Annotated in this window: 19 protein-coding genes and 1 tRNA gene; 7 read left to right on the forward strand and 13 right to left on the reverse strand. The window is 40.8% G+C overall.

Annotated features, from left to right (window positions below; all coding sequences use genetic code 11):
* On the reverse strand, positions 1-207 hold the full coding sequence (locus EHR06_RS02655) for a heavy-metal-associated domain-containing protein (protein ID WP_135755595.1): 207 nt from the start codon (positions 205-207) through the stop codon (positions 1-3).
* Positions 208-344: 137 nt separating this feature from the next.
* Here EHR06_RS02655 and cueR point away from each other — a divergent pair, with 137 nt between their 5' ends.
* Positions 345-734: a Cu(I)-responsive transcriptional regulator gene (gene cueR / locus EHR06_RS02660; RefSeq protein ID WP_135755596.1), complete on the forward strand. Its 390-nt coding sequence runs from the start codon at positions 345-347 to the stop codon at positions 732-734.
* Between the two features lie 7 nt (positions 735-741).
* Here cueR and EHR06_RS02665 read toward each other — a convergent pair whose 3' ends face one another.
* From EHR06_RS02665 to EHR06_RS02690, 6 genes are read right to left on the reverse strand one after another with little or no spacing between them, the layout of a single operon-like run.
* Positions 742-1,917, reverse strand: a complete 1,176-nt coding sequence (locus EHR06_RS02665) for an MFS transporter (RefSeq protein ID WP_135755597.1) — start codon at positions 1,915-1,917, stop codon at positions 742-744.
* Complete coding sequence (locus EHR06_RS02670; RefSeq protein ID WP_135755598.1) at positions 1,914-2,297, reverse strand: PilZ domain-containing protein; 384 nt, start codon at positions 2,295-2,297, stop codon at positions 1,914-1,916. The genes EHR06_RS02665 and EHR06_RS02670 overlap by 4 nt, the downstream gene beginning before the upstream one ends.
* Before the next feature lie 7 nt (positions 2,298-2,304).
* Entirely contained in the window at positions 2,305-3,051 is a 747-nt protein-coding gene (locus EHR06_RS02675; RefSeq protein ID WP_135755599.1) for an NRDE family protein, read from the reverse strand.
* Position 3,052: 1 nt separating this feature from the next.
* The gene (gene lsa66, locus EHR06_RS02680) at positions 3,053-4,825 is read right to left on the reverse strand and encodes a fibronectin-binding adhesin Lsa66 (RefSeq protein WP_135755600.1); all 1,773 of its coding nucleotides are present in this window, start codon (positions 4,823-4,825) and stop codon (positions 3,053-3,055) included.
* Between the two features lie 34 nt (positions 4,826-4,859).
* Positions 4,860-5,411, reverse strand: coding sequence for an NUDIX hydrolase (locus EHR06_RS02685; RefSeq protein WP_135755601.1), 552 nt, complete (start codon positions 5,409-5,411; stop codon positions 4,860-4,862).
* Positions 5,408-7,267: a carbon starvation CstA family protein gene (locus tag EHR06_RS02690; protein WP_135755602.1), complete on the reverse strand. Its 1,860-nt coding sequence runs from the start codon at positions 7,265-7,267 to the stop codon at positions 5,408-5,410. Before EHR06_RS02690 ends, EHR06_RS02685 begins: the two co-directional genes overlap by 4 nt.
* Before the next feature lie 105 nt (positions 7,268-7,372).
* Here EHR06_RS02690 and EHR06_RS02695 point away from each other — a divergent pair, with 105 nt between their 5' ends.
* Complete coding sequence (locus EHR06_RS02695) at positions 7,373-8,284, forward strand: DnaJ domain-containing protein (protein WP_135755603.1); 912 nt, start codon at positions 7,373-7,375, stop codon at positions 8,282-8,284.
* Here the strand turns inward: EHR06_RS02695 and EHR06_RS02700 are convergent, their stop codons facing one another.
* On the reverse strand, positions 8,285-8,743 hold the full coding sequence (locus EHR06_RS02700) for a YHS domain-containing (seleno)protein (RefSeq protein ID WP_135755604.1): 459 nt from the start codon (positions 8,741-8,743) through the stop codon (positions 8,285-8,287).
* Positions 8,744-8,789: 46 nt separating this feature from the next.
* Here EHR06_RS02700 and bufB point away from each other — a divergent pair, with 46 nt between their 5' ends.
* A complete protein-coding gene (gene bufB, locus EHR06_RS02705; protein ID WP_135755605.1) occupies positions 8,790-9,602 on the forward strand; it encodes an MNIO family bufferin maturase in 813 nt (270 codons plus the stop codon).
* Positions 9,599-10,354, forward strand: coding sequence for an HvfC/BufC N-terminal domain-containing protein (locus EHR06_RS02710; RefSeq protein ID WP_135755606.1), 756 nt, complete (start codon positions 9,599-9,601; stop codon positions 10,352-10,354). The genes bufB and EHR06_RS02710 overlap by 4 nt, the downstream gene beginning before the upstream one ends.
* On the opposite strand, the gene bufA2 is transcribed toward EHR06_RS02710, so the two are convergent.
* Positions 10,344-10,601, reverse strand: coding sequence for a BufA2 family periplasmic bufferin-type metallophore (gene bufA2, locus EHR06_RS02715; RefSeq protein ID WP_086448012.1), 258 nt, complete (start codon positions 10,599-10,601; stop codon positions 10,344-10,346). The genes EHR06_RS02710 and bufA2 overlap by 11 nt on opposite strands.
* Before the next feature lie 148 nt (positions 10,602-10,749).
* Positions 10,750-11,337 (reverse strand): YceI family protein, encoded by a 588-nt coding sequence (locus tag EHR06_RS02720; protein WP_100722773.1) that lies wholly within the window; start codon positions 11,335-11,337, stop codon positions 10,750-10,752.
* A gap of 170 nt (positions 11,338-11,507) precedes the next feature.
* Between EHR06_RS02720 and EHR06_RS02725 the strand changes: the two genes are divergently transcribed.
* Positions 11,508-13,097: an LA_3751/LA_3752 family putative glycosyltransferase gene (locus EHR06_RS02725; RefSeq protein WP_135755607.1), complete on the forward strand. Its 1,590-nt coding sequence runs from the start codon at positions 11,508-11,510 to the stop codon at positions 13,095-13,097.
* On the opposite strand, the gene EHR06_RS02730 is transcribed toward EHR06_RS02725, so the two are convergent.
* Genes EHR06_RS02730 through EHR06_RS02740 form a run of 3 tightly spaced genes read right to left on the reverse strand, consistent with a single transcriptional unit; the run spans position 13,086 to position 15,699 of the window.
* Complete coding sequence (locus EHR06_RS02730) at positions 13,086-13,781, reverse strand: glycosyltransferase family 2 protein (protein ID WP_135755608.1); 696 nt, start codon at positions 13,779-13,781, stop codon at positions 13,086-13,088. The genes EHR06_RS02725 and EHR06_RS02730 overlap by 12 nt on opposite strands.
* Positions 13,778-14,572 (reverse strand): hypothetical protein, encoded by a 795-nt coding sequence (locus EHR06_RS02735; RefSeq protein WP_135755609.1) that lies wholly within the window; start codon positions 14,570-14,572, stop codon positions 13,778-13,780. Before EHR06_RS02735 ends, EHR06_RS02730 begins: the two co-directional genes overlap by 4 nt.
* Before the next feature lie 11 nt (positions 14,573-14,583).
* On the reverse strand, positions 14,584-15,699 hold the full coding sequence (locus EHR06_RS02740; RefSeq protein WP_135755610.1) for an LIC_10450 family protein: 1,116 nt from the start codon (positions 15,697-15,699) through the stop codon (positions 14,584-14,586).
* A gap of 442 nt (positions 15,700-16,141) precedes the next feature.
* Between EHR06_RS02740 and rpsT the strand changes: the two genes are divergently transcribed.
* The gene (gene rpsT, locus EHR06_RS02750) at positions 16,142-16,411 is read left to right on the forward strand and encodes a 30S ribosomal protein S20 (RefSeq protein ID WP_086458106.1); all 270 of its coding nucleotides are present in this window, start codon (positions 16,142-16,144) and stop codon (positions 16,409-16,411) included.
* A gap of 16 nt (positions 16,412-16,427) precedes the next feature.
* A tRNA-Val gene (locus EHR06_RS02755) sits at positions 16,428-16,500 on the forward strand.
* Positions 16,501-16,533: the final 33 nt, after the last annotated feature.

The raw sequence follows: 16,533 nt of genomic DNA on the forward strand, positions 1-16,533 counted from the left end.
TTACTCCTGGTTGATGGAAACCACAGGATAACCTTCTTCTTCTAATATTTTAGGAAGAGAGGAAATATCCTTTTTGGTCTCGAAACGTGCGGTCTGGGAGTTTAGGTCTACTACAGGTTTAGACTCCGGATCGAAAGATTGGATTGTTTTAGATACTGTCCTTACGCAATGATCGCAGGTCATTCCTGATAATTTGATCTCGTACATTTTAATTCTCCTTGGTCTATAATCCTATTGTCAACCTTCCAATAGTGGGAAGGTCAAGGCCCAAATTCGAAAAAAATCCGGTTTTTCAGAAAAAATGGTCTTTTCTAACCTTCTAATCATTGGAAGGTTATGATTTTATGAATATCGGAGAAGTCGCCAAATTGTCCGGGGTAAACCCGAAATTAGTCCGACATTATGAATCTATCGGATTAGTGTCCAAGCCCATTCGCGCAGATTCAGGATATAGACTGTATTCGGAAAAAGACATACATACATTGAGATTTATCAAAAGAGCAAGAGGTCTAGGATTTTCTTTGCCTGAGATCAAACAACTATTGGGGCTTTGGAAGAATAAATCCAGGGCAAGTGCTCAGGTGAAATCCCTGGCCTTATCACATGTAAAAGAAATGCAGGCCAAAATTTTGGAATTACAATCTATGTGCGATACTCTCAGTCATTTGGCAAAACATTGCCATGGAGATCATAGACCGGACTGTCCTATCTTAGAAGAGTTAGAAGGAGAATAAGCTGTTTTTACGCTTCTAACTTGTTTAAGGAAAGTCGGATAAAATAGAATGATACAAATATAGAGACCAGAGCCGAGATAAGGAACATACTTTTAGGTCCTGAATAAAACCAGATCAATCCGCCAAGATTACTTGCGATCAAAGCGGCAATACTATTCAAACCAGCAAATGTCCCGATGGCGGAAGCGGAATCCGTTTTAGGAATAATATTCGTGATCAACGCCTTGGAAATACCTTCCGTGCTGGCAGCATAGATCCCGTATATGAAAAATAAGGAATAGAAATGGATCGTATTTTCTGCAAATGCCATTCCTCCGTATACGGAAGCAAATGCAAATAACCCGAAGACCAATGTGGGTTTGAGCCCTATTTTGTCCGCTAAGATCCCTGCAGGAAGAGAAAATAAGGCATACACTAAATTATAAAATATGTATATTCCAATCACCTGGGAATCTTCTAAACCTTTCGCTTTTACCATTAAAAGAAGAAAAAGATCCGAACTATTGATCAGCCCAAAAGCCAAAAGGCCGATCACTAGTTTTTTATAAGAGATCGGTGCATTCTTCCAATAGATAAAATGAGATAGAAAGTTCGATCTTTCTTGTATTATAAGTTTTTCTTTCTTATTTTCTTTTAGAAGACCCGAGATCAGAAATGCGGAAAGTCCCGGGATCGCAGCGATAAAAAATAGAATGGAATAATTCTCCGGATAAAAATGCAAAAATACTAATGCGAATGTCGGGCCGAGCACCGCACCTAAAGTATCCATGGAACGATGGAATCCGAAAACAGTACCTTTGGTTTCAGGTGTTGCTTCGTCGGAAAGTAATGCGTCTCTTGCACCTGTTCTGATCCCTTTTCCCAATCGATCCATTGTCCTGGATAAGAAGATCCAAAGTGGGAATGTGAAAAATCCCATGATCGGTTTAGAAACTGCACTTAATAAATATCCGAACTGAACGAATGGAACTCTCTTGCCGTTTTGGTCTGAAAGTTTTCCGAAATAACCTTTGCTAAGTCCTGCGATCGCTTCCGCAAATCCTTCTAAGACTCCGATAAGGACCACGGAGAATCCTATACTCTTTAAATAAAGAGGCATGATAGGATATAACATCTCGCTGGAGACATCAGTGAAAAGACTGATGAAAGAAAGGATCCAGACTGCTTTGGTGATTTTTTTCAGGATAAAGGTTTTTTGTCTTTGTCGAAGAACTTTTTATGGATCAGGTCTTGGATAAGATCCTTGTCTTCTTCTGAAAGGTTGATGAAGATTACGTTCGCTTTTTTTCCGGAGACTCGGATCACTTCCGACTCTAGTTCCATATTTTTACCGTTTATATTTCCAAACAGGATGATCCTGTCTCCTTCGAAAACGGAAGTGCGGGTCTCAAGGCCGGCTCCTCCAGTTCCTATATCAACAATGAATACCGGAAATCTTTGGGTTTTGCCTTTGACTATAAAATCACCGTCGATGGTGATCTTTACGCGAGCGTTCTTCCTCTTCTGTTGAGAAGGGTCCCGGTATTCGTATTTATCGTCGAAAAGGGAATTAGTGCCCGCCATACGACAATCATGCAGAAGTTCGAAATTCAGTCAAAGTGAAATTGTAATCTTCTTCAGGTCCGTCTTCGCAAGGCTGAGAATTCTTGTAAGAGAAATAAACAGAAGCTCCATCCAAAACGATTACCGTTCTGGACACGGAATGTGCGTCTCTTCTGTGCATACAAGGCGATAGAGCGCCTTGCTCGGGTAGATGAGAAGATAAGAATGACTTTGCTATATTTGTAAATCCCGTGGCATCCGGAAGAGAAGAAGGACGAAAATTCGCGTCGAAGGTTTCCCGTCGTGCGACTTGGGCCTTGGGTCCTTGAGTAAAGGAACTTCCGAAGACCGCAAATGTTTCGGAATCCGTTTCCGTTTGGTAAGATTTTCCGTCCCAGATAAATATTTCAGTCTTCTCCTTGTTTGCTTTGAATAATTTGAATGGATAATATTTTTCCAACTCAGAGTCCGTATAAGATTCAGGAGTTCTTTCTCCGAGTAGAATAGAGCGAACTAGTAGTCCTCTGCTTACAGGATTGCGGAGCAATTTTAAGGTGGCTTCGTAGTAGTTTACTAGGCAGATAATCTCTCCTCTTTGTGTGACTCCGATCCAGGTGCCGCCTGCTTCTCCGTCGATCGGTGCGATCGCTTTTCCTGAATTTGATTCTAGCAGTTGAGGGGAGAGAGAAGGTTTTCTTTTGGTGGATTCGTCCCTGTTAAATCCTACTCCAAGTATTCCTTTGCTTGGATCTCTATAGATCAATGAAGTGCACATTTTATTTTCCTACGCTTAGGAAGAAATCCACTCTTTCGTTCCGATCCACTTCGTATGCTCCGTTGCCTGGGATCAAAGGTAATGTTTCTCCATAACCTCTGTATCTATATCTTCCGAATTCATAATCTTTTCCGAATAAGGATTGGAATACTTTTTTAGCCTTCTCTTCGGAAGCTCTTAGATTGTATTCGTCATCTCCTCTATGAGAAGTATGGATCTGTAATTCCGCTTTGTATCCTGGAAATTTACTTAAGACTGATTTTAGTTTAGAAGGTAGAGTCCACCATTTGTCTTCGTAAATACGATTCGGGACGGAGAATCTGAATCCTTCTTTTTCCTTTACGACTAGGATATCTGTTTTGATATCTCCTAATTCTAATTCTTCTTCTCCGCCGAATACGTCTTTGTAAGAAAGAACAAATCTAAGTTCAGCGAGAGATCCGATCCTTCTGCCCTGATCGTCCAGTCCGTACCAGATCAATTTATCAGGCCCGTTCCCGGTTCCGTTCCAGCTTCGGACGATCCTTTCTTCTTGTTTGTCCCCATCGTAATAGGATTCCATAATATTGATCTTCCAGGATACGATCGGAAGTCCCTTGGATCTTAGACGGATCTCGACTAAGTCTTTTTGCCAATCTCCATCAGGTGTGAATCCTCCTGGAGAAACATCGTAGGAGAATTTTGGTCTCTGGTCTGAAAGTTGGAATTTTTTAGGGACGCTAACGTACTTATCGTATCTATTATAAATCGTTAGACGGTATAGATAAGTTCCCGGACCTAAATGTTTGTTTTCCTTATTTTTAGGTTCCCAGACGAGTTCCGCAGGAGGTTCTCCCAATGATTTTTGGGAGAAGACTAGATTATCCTCTTTTGCTTCATTCTTAAAAATTTCCAGCTCATAAGAATCCGATTTCAGTTTAGAAGAAACGTATGAGGAAAATTTAATACGATTTAATGGATTGTTCGGATCGGAAGGAAATAGATCTCCTTCTACATTTAGATCCACTCCTGAAGATTCATTTTTAACCGTAAGATTTTCGATCTTGTCTATGGATTCGTTACCTGCAGGATCTCTTCCTGTGAGTTTGTAAGTATATAAACCGGGGGGAACGGATCTGCCATTGGAATCGGTCCCATCCCATACGAGTTGATAAGGAACTTCTCTATTTCTCCAAGTATAAGCTTTTAAGGACCTTCCTTCGAAGTCTAAAAATTCTCCGATGAATATGTCTGCGGATTCTCCGGAGGTTTTTTGTTGTATGATGATCTTGGATAAATTCCTGTCTTCGCTTAATAATAACTTGGTTTTACAATTTGTCTCTACTTTGGGAGGTCTTGCATCCAAGTAAAATGTGGACTCTTCGGAGAGTATTCTTTCCTTGTTTGCGGTCAGTAAAAATAACTGATAAGTATAATATCCGTCGCCAACAGGAGTTCCGTTCTCATTCTCCCCGTCCCATTCCAGGATAGAAGGCAGATAAATATCTTCTGCTGCGAATTCATTCTCGTCTGAAAATAATGTGAATCCTTTTTTGCGGATCTTTCCTGCTTCGAATTTTCGAACGGTTTCTCCTGAGGCGCTTCTGATTGTAAGCTCCCAGTCTTGTAATTTTGGCAAAGAAGAAGTTTGTATCTTGAATCTGAGAATATCGGAGACCCCGTCCCAGTTCGGAGAGAAGGAGCCGGATTCAGTGCTGATAAGAGAATTTGCGGAAATCGAAAAGGAGAATAGAACTCCCAGAAAACCTAAAAAAGGAAAAAATTTTCCGAACATGCTACTAGAAAATTCCTTCCGAGAAAAAATGCACTTATGTTTTATCCTCTAGTTTTCTATTACGGATCGAACCCATATGAGTTCCCGTGTTGGAAGGTTCCGATCTTTCGGTATAACGTTTTAATGCAAACGTGACGGAGGCAAATGCAATCTCTTCCCAAGGAATTTCTTCCGGAGAGAATAGTTTTACCTCTTCCGATTCAGGACTTTCCGAAAAAACTCCATCGATCAAGTTTGCAAGAAAGAACATGTACACCTGGCTGATATGAGGAATGCTGTATACGGAATGAAGTCTGACGATATCTATCTTTGCGTTCGCTTCTTCCGAAGTTTCTCTTGCAGCGCCTTCCTCTACCGTTTCTCTGTTCTCTAAAAATCCCGCGGGCAGGGTCCAGTATCCTTTCCTAGGTTCGATCGCACGTTTGCAGAGTAGTATTTTTCCTTCCCAGATGGGAATGGTCCCGACGATTACCTTTGGATTTTGGTAATGTATGGTCCCGCAATTCTCACAAACATATCTTGTGAGACTGTCTCCTTCCGGGATTTTTTGGACTACTTCAGAGCCGCAAACGCTGCAAAATTTCATGCTTTAGAAAACCTTCTCCAAGCCAGGACCGCTTCTAATAATAACCAAACGGTTAGAAAGATCAAAACTCCTCCGACTGCCGCGAGTAAATAACTAGGGGATTTGGAGAATAAGAAATCGTAGAAGTTGATCACCATTGCCCAAAGTGTTGCGCCTAATACGAATATCATCGGTATAAAACTGATCCAGGTCTTTTTCTTAGAATACAATAGATAGATCGTGATTACAAGCAAAGCTAAACCGGCTAATAACTGATTTGTTGTCCCGAATAGTTTCCAAAGTGCCAAACCTGCAGTGGTCTTTTTGCCTCCTTGGTCGATCTGTAAGAATGCAAAAAATCCGATCGCTACACATGCAATAATACTGGAAACATAACGATTTCCTAAAGTTTTTCGGATCGCCTCCGATCCGAAACTTTCTGCGATCTCTTCTATATTATATCTTAATAATCTGGTTGCCGAATCCAATGAGGTTAAAGCGAAACTTACTACTACAAGCGCGATAAAACCTTGGGCAAAACCTTCGTCAAAACCGAGCTGAGAGATAAATCTCCCCGTTCCATAGATATAAGCTCCCACGGAAGGTGCCAGACCTTGGATACCAGACCAGGATTTATAAAAAGAAGACCATTCTCCTGCGGATGCAAATCCGATCGTGCATGCGACTACGGATGTAAGACCCAAAAGGGACTCGCCGATCATTCCACCGTATCCTATCACTCTTGCATCTATTTCTCTATCCAATTGTTTTGCAGTGGTTCCTGAACTTACCAAAGCATGGAAACCGGAAACGGCTCCACATGCGATCGTGATGAATACGAATGGAATAATATCCATATCCACTTTTTCAGTGCGGATCGCTTCCGCATTAAAGGAAGAAAATTCTCCGAGAAGACTTCCTTTTACGAAACCGAAATAGATCGCGATAATTCCCAGATATAATAAGAAGGAATTGATATAGTCCCTGCTTTGGAGAAGCAGCCAAACCGGAGTTACGGACGCCAAGAAAGCATATGCAAGAAGTATAATTTTCCAGATCGGAACTCCCGGGGATTTGTCTATATCGTTCAAACCTATCCAGGTTAGAATGGAGTCGTTCATCCCGAGCACCATGACTACTAAAGTAAGTGCCACGGATGCGAATGTGAGAGGTCCAAGCTTCATTCCTTTTTTATAATGAAGCCATCCTACCAAGATCGCAAACACCATGATCCCTGCAGTAGGGATCACAGCTTCCGGGAAATGACTTCTGAGTTTGATAGGAGAAGACGGGGTTTCTACTCTGACTTCTGAAGGATGGACATGATCCTTGATGCTCGGACTAATTTGTGTTTGTTCGATTTGTGGAGGCGGAGTAACCGGTACCTGTTTTAATTTAGGATCCGCTGAGAACATTTCCGCAAGAACGATCACGAACACACCCATTGCCAGAGCGACTAAGAAAAAAATGATCGCATGAAATAAACTTCTGGCCCTTGGTCCTAAAAGGTCCTGAGCCACTTGCCCGATCGATTTACCTTGGTTACGGACCGAAACTACGATTGCTCCGAAATCATGGACACAACCTATAAAAATTCCTCCGAATACCACCCAAAGCATTGCAGGCAGCCATCCCCAGATCACTGCAACTGCAGGTCCTAAGATAGGAGCGAGTCCCGCGATGGAAGCATAATGGTGTCCGAATAAAACTGCAGGTTTTGTCGGAAGATAATCCACCCCGTCATTCAACTTATGAGCAGGGGTATCACCTACAGTGTCTTTGAGTTGGAAGATGGACTTGGATAAAAATCCGGAGTAAAACTTATAACCTAAAAAATAAAGAGTGAAACAACCGAAAACCGCGAGAAGGGGTAACATGTGGGAAAAATCTCGTTTTATGCGGTCCGGATCAAATCTTTTTTCTCGGGAAAATGAATAGACAAACTCAGTTACGGGCAGAGGGTCTAAGTATAGGTTCTCACTTTGAACGCCCGCAGTTTCGATCAGGTCAAATCATCCTTAGAAGACGTAATTTTCGAATTACAGTCCGGGAGTAATGATTGTGAGTGGTTCATTTCCTCCGAAAAACTGATCGAAATTTTGGAGATCCGGCGAGAGGATTATTTTAAACTCCTATATACTCTCAGAGGAGAAAGGGAATATTCTTCCAAAGGTTCCCAAGGATTTACCCAAGATAACGCGGATCTTCTGATCTTATTATTGGAGAAGGTCCTAAAGATCGAAGGCCTCTCCTACGAATTCGCAAAAGCCGGAGTATATTTTGACGATGTTTATCTGGATGAATTCCGCGCTTATTTAAAAGAGATCGTTCTTTCCAAATTAGAAAGACATGATCTGGATAAGGAACTTTTACTTTTACTCATCTCTTCCACCAAAAAATTCGAAGACGCATTCGATTCTTACTTCGATGATAAATTCGATGTACAAAGATTAGTGGACAATGGGATTACCGAATTTTTGGAAAAAAAGGGTTTTTCCGGGGATTATGGAGCCGACGTATTCTTAAGAAGTTATTTCTTTCAGATCTTAAACACAAAGTTATTTCCGATCCGGACCATCACTTCGGAATATAGAGACCGGGCGTATTATGAAATTTTCGGAAGATTCAGGGAAGAAGAAAAAGAAAAGACTAAAAAGAAAAAATCAAACTTCCGCAGAAAATTCTCCTCTAGATCATTTTACGAGGACGAAGATGCGGAGACTCGAGAGCATCGAGAATTTTTAGGACTCTCCGAAGATTATTCGAAAGCGGAATTAAAAAACAAATACAAAGAGATGATCAAAAAATACCATCCGGACGTAAACAAAGACGGACTGGAAATGACACAAAAGATCATCGCTTCCTATAATTTTTTAATAATGAAAGACCGTTAATTAAGGATTTGTTTCCTTTCTAGGCAGGATCTTCCACTGGTTGTCCGCTTTGTTAATATTTCCGGGAACATCTCTTTCCCAGAAACCGTGGACCTTTTCGTTATAGTTCAGATATAATTTGCCGGATACAATTTTCCAAGCCTTAGGATCCGTTTCATAAGCTTCTCCGTCTCTCATTGCGTAAGCGCAATAACCTCCATATTGAGGAGCGAAATTTTCAGGAGACTTCTTAAAGGATTCCAGATTTTTTTGCGAAGAGAATCTCCAGTCTGCACCTTTCCAGCGAAAACTGAATTTAGGATTTCCTTCCTTAGGTTTGGATTCTGTAAAATAAGAAACCGGATCGTAACCGTTGATTGCGGTTTTTCCATCCGGTTTAAAAACAGGCTCCACAAGTTGTCTGCTTCCGCAGTCCAAAAGAAGTAAAAATAAGATCGGTAAAAAATACGACTTGTTCATGTATCCTTCTTCGGATCGAATCGAAATAGGTTACATCGGAGAATATATGTCTTCCATAGGAGTAGGGCTCAGAAAAGAACATTATCCTTATTTAAGAAAGGGAGAACCTGTCAGAATTTCTTGGTTCGAAGCAATCACTGAAAATTATATGGATACCCAAGGCCGTCCCTTGGAAATGTTGGAGTCCGTCCGCAAAAATTTTCCTGTGGCCTTACACGGAGTTTCTTTGTCCATTCTGGGAGGTACCTTCCCTGATAAAAAATATATACAAAGATGGAAGGAATTGATCCAAAGAATAGATCCATTTTTGGTTTCGGATCATCTTTGTTGGACAGAACAATCCGGAAATTATCTGCATGATCTATTACCTTTTCCATTCACAAAAGAATTTTTGGAATTTGCTATAGAAAGAGCCGAACAAGTCCAAGAAATTTTAGGAAGAAGGATCTTACTGGAGAACGTTTCCACGTACTTGAGCTTTCCTCAGAGCGAAATGTCCGAATGGGAATTTATTTCCGAACTTTCCAAAAAAAGCGGATGCGGGATCTTATTAGATATTAATAATATATATGTAAATTCGATCAATCACGGATTTTCCGCATCAGAATATCTAAGTTCGATTCCTTGGGAGAATGTCGGCCAGATCCATATTGCTGGACACACGGATACCGGAGAATTTTTATTCGATACTCACTCTAGACCGGTTGCAAAAGAAGTTTGGGATCTATTTTCTTCTTTTTCAGATCGGATCCGTGGAATTCCGATCCTATTGGAATGGGATGAGGACATTCCCAGCTTTCCGGAAATGGAAGAAGAAGCACTCAAAGCAAAATTTATCCTGGGATCTTTGACAAAATGAGACCGGAAGAATTCAGAAAACTTTTTTCGAGTGTACTTTTAGGAAAAGAAGAAGGTCCGCTATTGTCAGACCATATACTGCCTGGCGGAAAATTGGACACTGATTCAGCAATTGCAGTTTATCAAAACGCTTATAGTGCCAGATTTACGGATGCACTCGGGGAAAAATATGAGACAGTCTGGCGAGTCCTAGGAGACGAAGACTTTTTCGAAACAGCAAGGAACTTTATTCAGGAGAATCCATCACATTCTTATAATTTATCCGATTATGGAGAAAAATTCCCCGATTTTTTAAGAGAGAATTTTCAGGAACATTCCGTACTGAGTGAAATCGCGGATTTTGAATATCAAGTTTTTAAAATATTCCATCTTCCTAAAAATACTAAAGAAGATCTGCCAAATGATCTCGCGCAGGGAGAAGTAGAAGACCTAAAAGTTACATTTCATAACTCTATCCTATTTTTAGAATATTCTTATCCGGTTTATGATCTTTGGAAAACGGAAGATCAGGAAGAACTTCCGAAATATTTAAACGAAAGAAAACAATATCTGGTCTTAGGAAAAAAGGGATCGGATCTATTCGTATCCGAACTAGAAGAATGGGAATGGATTTTTGGTAAAAGTTTGCAGGAAGGAAAAACTATTTTAGAGTCTTTGGAAATTGCGGGAAATCCCCCGAAAGGACTCGGATCTATTTCGGAATTCCTATCGGGGATGACCGGAAACGGTTTGGTAATTCAAGTTAGCTCTTGAATGTACCTTTTTTAGAATCACATTCTTTTTTAGTAAGAGAGATCCAGCCTTCTCCTTTGCAGGAATTTTTTCCGGCACAGCTATGACCTTTTCCTCCGCAGTCTCCGGTTCCTTTACAAGAATTGATCCCGTGGCATTCCCCCTTAGGTTCTTCCGTTTTTGCTTCTTTCTTTTCCGCCATAACTCCTGTGGTAAATAAGCCGGTAAGAGCTGCGCCTATGATCATACTTTTAGTCAGATCGTTCATGTTTTCGTTTCTCCAGACGAATCGGTCTAGATCGGATTTGTCATTCGATCTGTTTTTATTTCGTTGGATGGATTGGATGGTTACAGAGGAAAAATAAAAGATGAAATATCGGGACCTTCTTTCGAAAGCCCCGATTGAACAATATGGATTATTCTGGAAGTGCTTCGCCTTCGATACGGATAGAAACTTCTTCTCCGATCAAAAGTCCGCCTTTTTCCAAAGGTTTGTTCCAAGCGATATCGAAGTCTGCTCTTTTGATCTTTGTTTCAGCTTCGAAACCTAGGTGAGTGTTCCCCCACGGGTCTTTTGCAGAACCGGTAAATTTAACTTCAAGAGTAACCGGTTTAGTCACTCCTTTAATAGTCAATTCTCCTTGGATCTTAGAAACTCCGCCTTTTTTAACGGTAGCTTTTTTTGCTTTGAAAGTAAGAGAAGGATGATCGTCTACATTGAAAAAATCTTTTCCTTTCAAGTGTCCGTCTCTTTTTTCATCGTTAGTGTGAATAGAAGCAGCTTTGATGGTTACGTCTAGGTCGGTAAGAGTGCCGGTAGCTTCGTCGTATGCGAATTTTCCGCTGAAGTCTTTAAAACTTCCGGATACGTTAGAAATGGTGAGGTGTTTGATCTTGAAGCCAACGCCTGTATGAGCGTTATCTAATTTGAAATTTCCGGCTTGAAGGCTGCCGAAAGTTAAAAGCACCAGAAGGCTAGGGATCAGATAAAGTTTCGTTTTCACGAGTGATTTTCTCCTTTGAGAATGTTTGGATTTTAGACTGATCTCCCGGTGTAATTATCAAAATTACAAGTAAAAATACAAAATTTATTTCGAAAAACGAAAGTGCAGGTGTTTGTACCGGCAAGAATTCGTTTCATAAATTAGGGGGTGGGGGATGCTTGCCTTCGATCATGAAAACAACTGGAATTTCAAAAGGGTTCTTTCTATTTAGCGCAATTTATTTCGGGATCCTAATTTTATTAAAACCTTGGGAGGCACTTTTTTCGGATCAGTTCTTGAAATATCACCAAGCATATTCCATGTTCCAATCCGGTTTCAGCACCGAAAATCTAATCTATCCTTCCCTGGATCTGGATCCGACTTACAGTTATTTTCTTTGGAAAGCACCGATGGTTTTTCAGATCGGAGATAGAATGATCGGTCAATATCCGATCTTTCTCACACTTCTAATCGCGCCTTTTTTAGTTTTTGGCTGGGTTCCGATCGTTTCCATCTTGATGGGAGTCTTTAATCTTATCTCTGCTTATATTTTGAGAAGGTTCTGGGATCTTTCCTGGTTCTGGCTCGCTTTCACTTTTTTCGGAACATATATCTTTTTGATGGGGCCCGAACTTTCGGAACATCCTCCTCTTCTTCTTTTAGAATTACTCGGACTCACTTTCTTTTATAAGACTGAAGATAAAATTTCGAATAAGCTCATCGGAGGGATCGCTCTAGGGCTTGGTGTTTGGCTAAGATTAGAAGTTCTGATCTTCTTTGTGGTATTCTGGTCTGCAGGTTGGATCGATTTCGGGAAAGATTGGTGGAAAAAATCTTTTTGGTTCTCCGTATCTTTTTCAGTAGTAGTACTTTTACTATTTTTATTCCATACATTGGATTACCAACATCCAATCGGTCCTAGATATTTCCAAAATTTTAATACTGGAGAAGACCAAGGAACAGTTCTTTCTAGAGCATTCACTATTCTGATCGGAACATATTCAATGCCAGGACTTTTGGTCTATTTACCGATACTTCTTCCTTTAGTTTATTTTTTCGGTAAAAAAGCCAAAGAAGGAAAGATCCAAGCTTCTTTCTATCATTTAGGGATCAGCGCTTATGTGTTTATCATTCTGATCGCATTCCTGGCTCCGAATGATGGTGTTTCCAATTGGGGACCAAGATATGTAGGGCTTGCATTGATCCCATTCGTTTTGGTTTTGAAAGAAGTGACGGAGGTTTTGGAATTAAAACTGGGAAAATCTGGTAAAAACTTAACGTTTTCTATTTTAGTAATTTATTCTTTCGGAATGACTCTCGCTGGATTCGTAAATTACCAAAGAAGTTCCAAAGAGATCAGATCCATTCGATCTATTTATGTGGACTCCCAGGCTTCTAGTTTATTGTTTTTGGACGATGTTCTTTGTGGGTCTATAGGACCTTCTTATTTCCAGAAAAGAGTATTATGTATTCATAATGAAACTTCTGCGCAAGGTATGGATACTATCGTGTCTTTCCTTTCTAAAAAACATCCCGGAGAAAAGGTAGGATTTATTTCCTATTCCGACGCTGTGGTGGAATATGCGGCAAAACTTCCTGAATCGAATAATATTCTAATGCATAAATACAGAATGAAAGTATTGGCAGAGGCGGCGATCCGTCCTGTTTGGCTGGAATTATTCGGTCATGCTTGGAAGGAAAAGGAAGTGAGAACGAAAGGTCTTTGGGAATATCGAGAATACGAAATTCCCAAAGATCCGAATGGAATATTAAGAAAATAGATTGTATCTTAGGATACAGTAGATGGCTCTGAAGCCGTCTTTCCAACCTATCTTTTTACCTTCTGCGTAAGTGCGTCCATAATAAGAGATCCCCACCTCGAAAATACGAATGTCCGGGATCTTTGCGATCTTTGCAGTGATCTCAGGTTCGAATCCGAAACGATTCTCTTTAATATCTATTCCTTGGATCACTTCTCTACGGAATGCTTTGTAACAAGTTTCCATATCAGTCAGATTAATATTAGTGAACATATTAGAGAGAGTAGTTAGGAATAAATTTCCGAGTCTATGCCAGTAGTATACGACTCTATGGGCCCTTCCCCCCATGAATCTGCTTCCGAAAACAACGTCAGCCTTTCCTTTGTAGATCGGATCGATTACATCCGGAATTTCAAACGGATCATATTCCAGGTCCGCGTCTTGTACGATGACTATATCGCCTTTGGCAGCTTTGAATCCGGTCCGGAGTGCTGCACCTTTTCCCTGGTTTTTCTCGTGGAATACGAGTTGGTCCACCAACTTCTTAAAAGGAGCGGTTTGTAGGAGTTCCCTCGTTCCGTCCGTGGAAAAATCGTCCACAAGGATGATTTCTTTATCCTTGTATGGGACCTTCTTTACGGTTTCTAAAATGTTTTTGATGGTCTGTTTTTCGTTATAACAGGGAATTACAATGGAAAGTTTCATTTAGCGTCCAGACCGACTAAGTCGCTCATCCGGAAATCCCGGATGATATTTTCGGCTTTAACGATTATTTTTTCCAATGCGATGCCGAAAAGTAAATTCTTATATGCTTCCGAAGCTTTCGGATAGTCTCTATCGCTGACTTGTACGGTCATTCTGTCGCTGACCCTGTTTTTCTCCACACATTCCAATGCGGTCTTTCTAAGCCCTGCGAGCGCGATACATACTTCTTTCAGAATGGTCTGGGAATCCCTTTCCATTGCGGATTGATTTCCGTTCGCATCTAATAATGCCTTAATATGTTCGGAGATACGAAGAGAAGGCATCCCTCTTTTAGTGACACCGACCCTTTCGATCATGGAGATACTATCTTGGAAGGCGGAATATTCGGGAGTTCCTCTGAATATATGGATCAGTACAGGAAGGTCGGTTTCTGCAAATGCAGTCATAGCCCCGTAAAAATATCTCATTTCCGGTCTGGCTAACGGATGGAAATCCACCCTTTGGTATTTGGAAAGTTTTTCCTCTTGTTCGTCCAGGATACGATTGATCGTTTCTCCCTTGGAGGCGTTCCTTCTTTCCGTAAGTTCTTTATGTTTAGTTTTGATCTTTTCCAGAAAGTCCACTTCGTCTTTCAGGAAATTGTCCAGGTTTCCCCTATGTTTTAGGGTTTGGATATAACGATCCTCGAAACCTTTGCCGTCGAAAATTTTAGGACTTTGTTTGGCCCCTTCCCGGTATTCGGTTCGGAGTTTTTCTACGATTGTTTTTATCTCTTGATCGCTAAGTGCCATGCAAAAGGTTTCTATCCTTCGCTATCGGCCCATTTTTGCAAGGAGATAAGTAGTCCACCTATGTCTTCCGAACAATATAATAGGGCGCTTCTGGCATCCTTATACATCTGTTGTTGGTTATAGGCTACTTGTTTTAGGTGGTTTTCGTTTTTAGTATTTAGTACGTTCAATGCATTTAGGACCATTTTTTTGAGTTTTCTGGTCAGATCTAGGAGAAGTTCCTGCATTTCCCAACGGATCACTAGTTTTAGTTTTTCCACGTCGGAAGTTTTGGACTGCAATGCCTGTTTACGATGAGACTCGTACTTTGCTATATAATAGGTAATGGATCTAGGGTAAGAAGTCAGCTCTTTATGATAATTTAATATCTTATCCAATTTCTGGAAGAATTCTATATCGAATTCTCTTGATAGATTTCCCACTATGTTTTTGTTCTCGGAAGGATCCCCGGTCGCTTCGAAAATTTTGGAATTTCGAATATTATTCAGTACGGATTCAATTCTTTCTTTGATCCTCTGGAATTGCTGCACGCTATCTTCGATATATTTCGTTTCTCTATTGGAGCCTGCTTCTATATTCTCTATAAAAACCGGAATATCTTCTTTTCCTGCGTTAGAAGAAAGTCCTGCATCCGAAATATTCAGATCCACTTTAGAAAGATCGAATATATCATTTTGAACGGAGTTCATTCTTGCGGATAGATCCGGGCCTTCTGAACTAGAAATATCTAATTCTTTTTGAGTGCCCGGAGTGTAAGCGGGTTTTTCCGAATTTGCGGAGCTTGGCTTAGTATGTTTTGTTTTTTCCGCCAGGTTTTCTACCCAGTCGGCGCTTGGATGTTTTGTACTTTTAAGAAGATTGGATAATTTCTCTAGATCTAAAGGATTGGATCCAGACTTAGGATTTACTCTGCCTAGTTTAGGTTTATTCGCTTCTGCTTCGGAAGCTTTTTGAAGAGTGATACGAATGATCTCTGCCTTTCTACTTTCTTTATTGAAACGAACAGCATAACGGTTTCCGTTCCTGTCCAAATACTTGGTTCCCAATTGAGCCAAAGAAAGTTTATTAGGATCGATCTCGTCGATCGAGTTTACAATGATATAGTCTTGTGCTTGTCTAGATATCATTTGAAGGCGTCCTGGGTCTGCTTATAGGACGTATAATTAATTTCCAATCTTTCGGATTACAAAAAATAGAAGTAAAATCCTTCGAAGCATAGCAAAATTTTTTCCTCGACTTTAGTTTAGTAAATTTATTTCAAACATACCTCGTTTAAGGTATAAGTCAGGTTTAACGCAAATTCCGGATGGCAAATAACGCAATCGTCAAATTCGAAGTCCGCACTCAGAGAGGATAGTGGCCTTTCTTCTTATCCGCCGAGACTTGGGCGGATCTTTACGCGACAGCGATCGCAGCGGAAATCCCGCGTAGCGGATTGGAGCGTAGAGCGCGATCGATCGCAAAGCGAGCGAGTCGCCCCTACACTTGAACAAAAGATATAAAAGCTCGTTGACAGGCTGCCTAGGTACGAAAATCTGGGCTCAATCCCTGAATAGGAAGTAGAGATCCTTGGCGAATATTAAATCTTCAGAAAAAGATATCCGTAGAACGAAACGCAGAAATGCGGCAAATTCTCAAAACAGGAATCGCCTTAGGACCCAAGCTAAAAAGATCCTAAAAGCGCTCCAAGACGGAGAGAAAGACTCCTTAAAATCTTTGTTCGGACAATATTCTTCTCTTCTGGACAAAGCTGCGAAAACCAACCTGATCCACTCTAAAAATGCAGACCGCAAAAAGAGTCGGATGGCATTGCGTATCAATCAGGCTGCAACCGCATAATAACCGTTTTCATAACGGGCGATTAGCTCAGCTGGGAGAGCGCCTCCCTTACAAGGAGGATGTCGGCAGTTCGATCCTGTCATCGCCCATGTTCTCATCCCAATTTAAAAAACATTCCTCGG

The sequence above is a fragment of the Leptospira dzoumogneensis genome (genome assembly GCF_004770895.1).
GTDB classification, from domain to species: domain Bacteria; phylum Spirochaetota; class Leptospiria; order Leptospirales; family Leptospiraceae; genus Leptospira_B; species Leptospira_B dzoumogneensis.

Coding starts and splice junctions, on each gene's coding strand:
- EHR06_RS02685 (WP_135755601.1), bottom strand. CDS start 5,411: ATGAAATTTTGCAGCGTTTGCGGCTCTGAAGTAGTCCAAAAAATCCCG.
- bufB (WP_135755605.1), top strand. CDS start 8,790: ATGTCTTCCATAGGAGTAGGGCTCAGAAAAGAACATTATCCTTATTTA.
- lsa66 (WP_135755600.1), bottom strand. CDS start 4,825: ATGTTCGGAAAATTTTTTCCTTTTTTAGGTTTTCTGGGAGTTCTATTC.
- EHR06_RS02675 (WP_135755599.1), bottom strand. CDS start 3,051: ATGTGCACTTCATTGATCTATAGAGATCCAAGCAAAGGAATACTTGGA.
- EHR06_RS02735 (WP_135755609.1), bottom strand. CDS start 14,572: ATGGCACTTAGCGATCAAGAGATAAAAACAATCGTAGAAAAACTCCGA.
- EHR06_RS02740 (WP_135755610.1), bottom strand. CDS start 15,699: ATGATATCTAGACAAGCACAAGACTATATCATTGTAAACTCGATCGAC.
- EHR06_RS02730 (WP_135755608.1), bottom strand. CDS start 13,781: ATGAAACTTTCCATTGTAATTCCCTGTTATAACGAAAAACAGACCATC.
- bufA2 (WP_086448012.1), bottom strand. CDS start 10,601: ATGAACGATCTGACTAAAAGTATGATCATAGGCGCAGCTCTTACCGGC.
- EHR06_RS02690 (WP_135755602.1), bottom strand. CDS start 7,267: ATGTTACCCCTTCTCGCGGTTTTCGGTTGTTTCACTCTTTATTTTTTA.
- EHR06_RS02725 (WP_135755607.1), top strand. CDS start 11,508: ATGAAAACAACTGGAATTTCAAAAGGGTTCTTTCTATTTAGCGCAATT.
- EHR06_RS02710 (WP_135755606.1), top strand. CDS start 9,599: ATGAGACCGGAAGAATTCAGAAAACTTTTTTCGAGTGTACTTTTAGGA.
- cueR (WP_135755596.1), top strand. CDS start 345: ATGAATATCGGAGAAGTCGCCAAATTGTCCGGGGTAAACCCGAAATTA.
- EHR06_RS02700 (WP_135755604.1), bottom strand. CDS start 8,743: ATGAACAAGTCGTATTTTTTACCGATCTTATTTTTACTTCTTTTGGAC.
- EHR06_RS02655 (WP_135755595.1), bottom strand. CDS start 207: ATGTACGAGATCAAATTATCAGGAATGACCTGCGATCATTGCGTAAGG.
- EHR06_RS02670 (WP_135755598.1), bottom strand. CDS start 2,297: ATGGCGGGCACTAATTCCCTTTTCGACGATAAATACGAATACCGGGAC.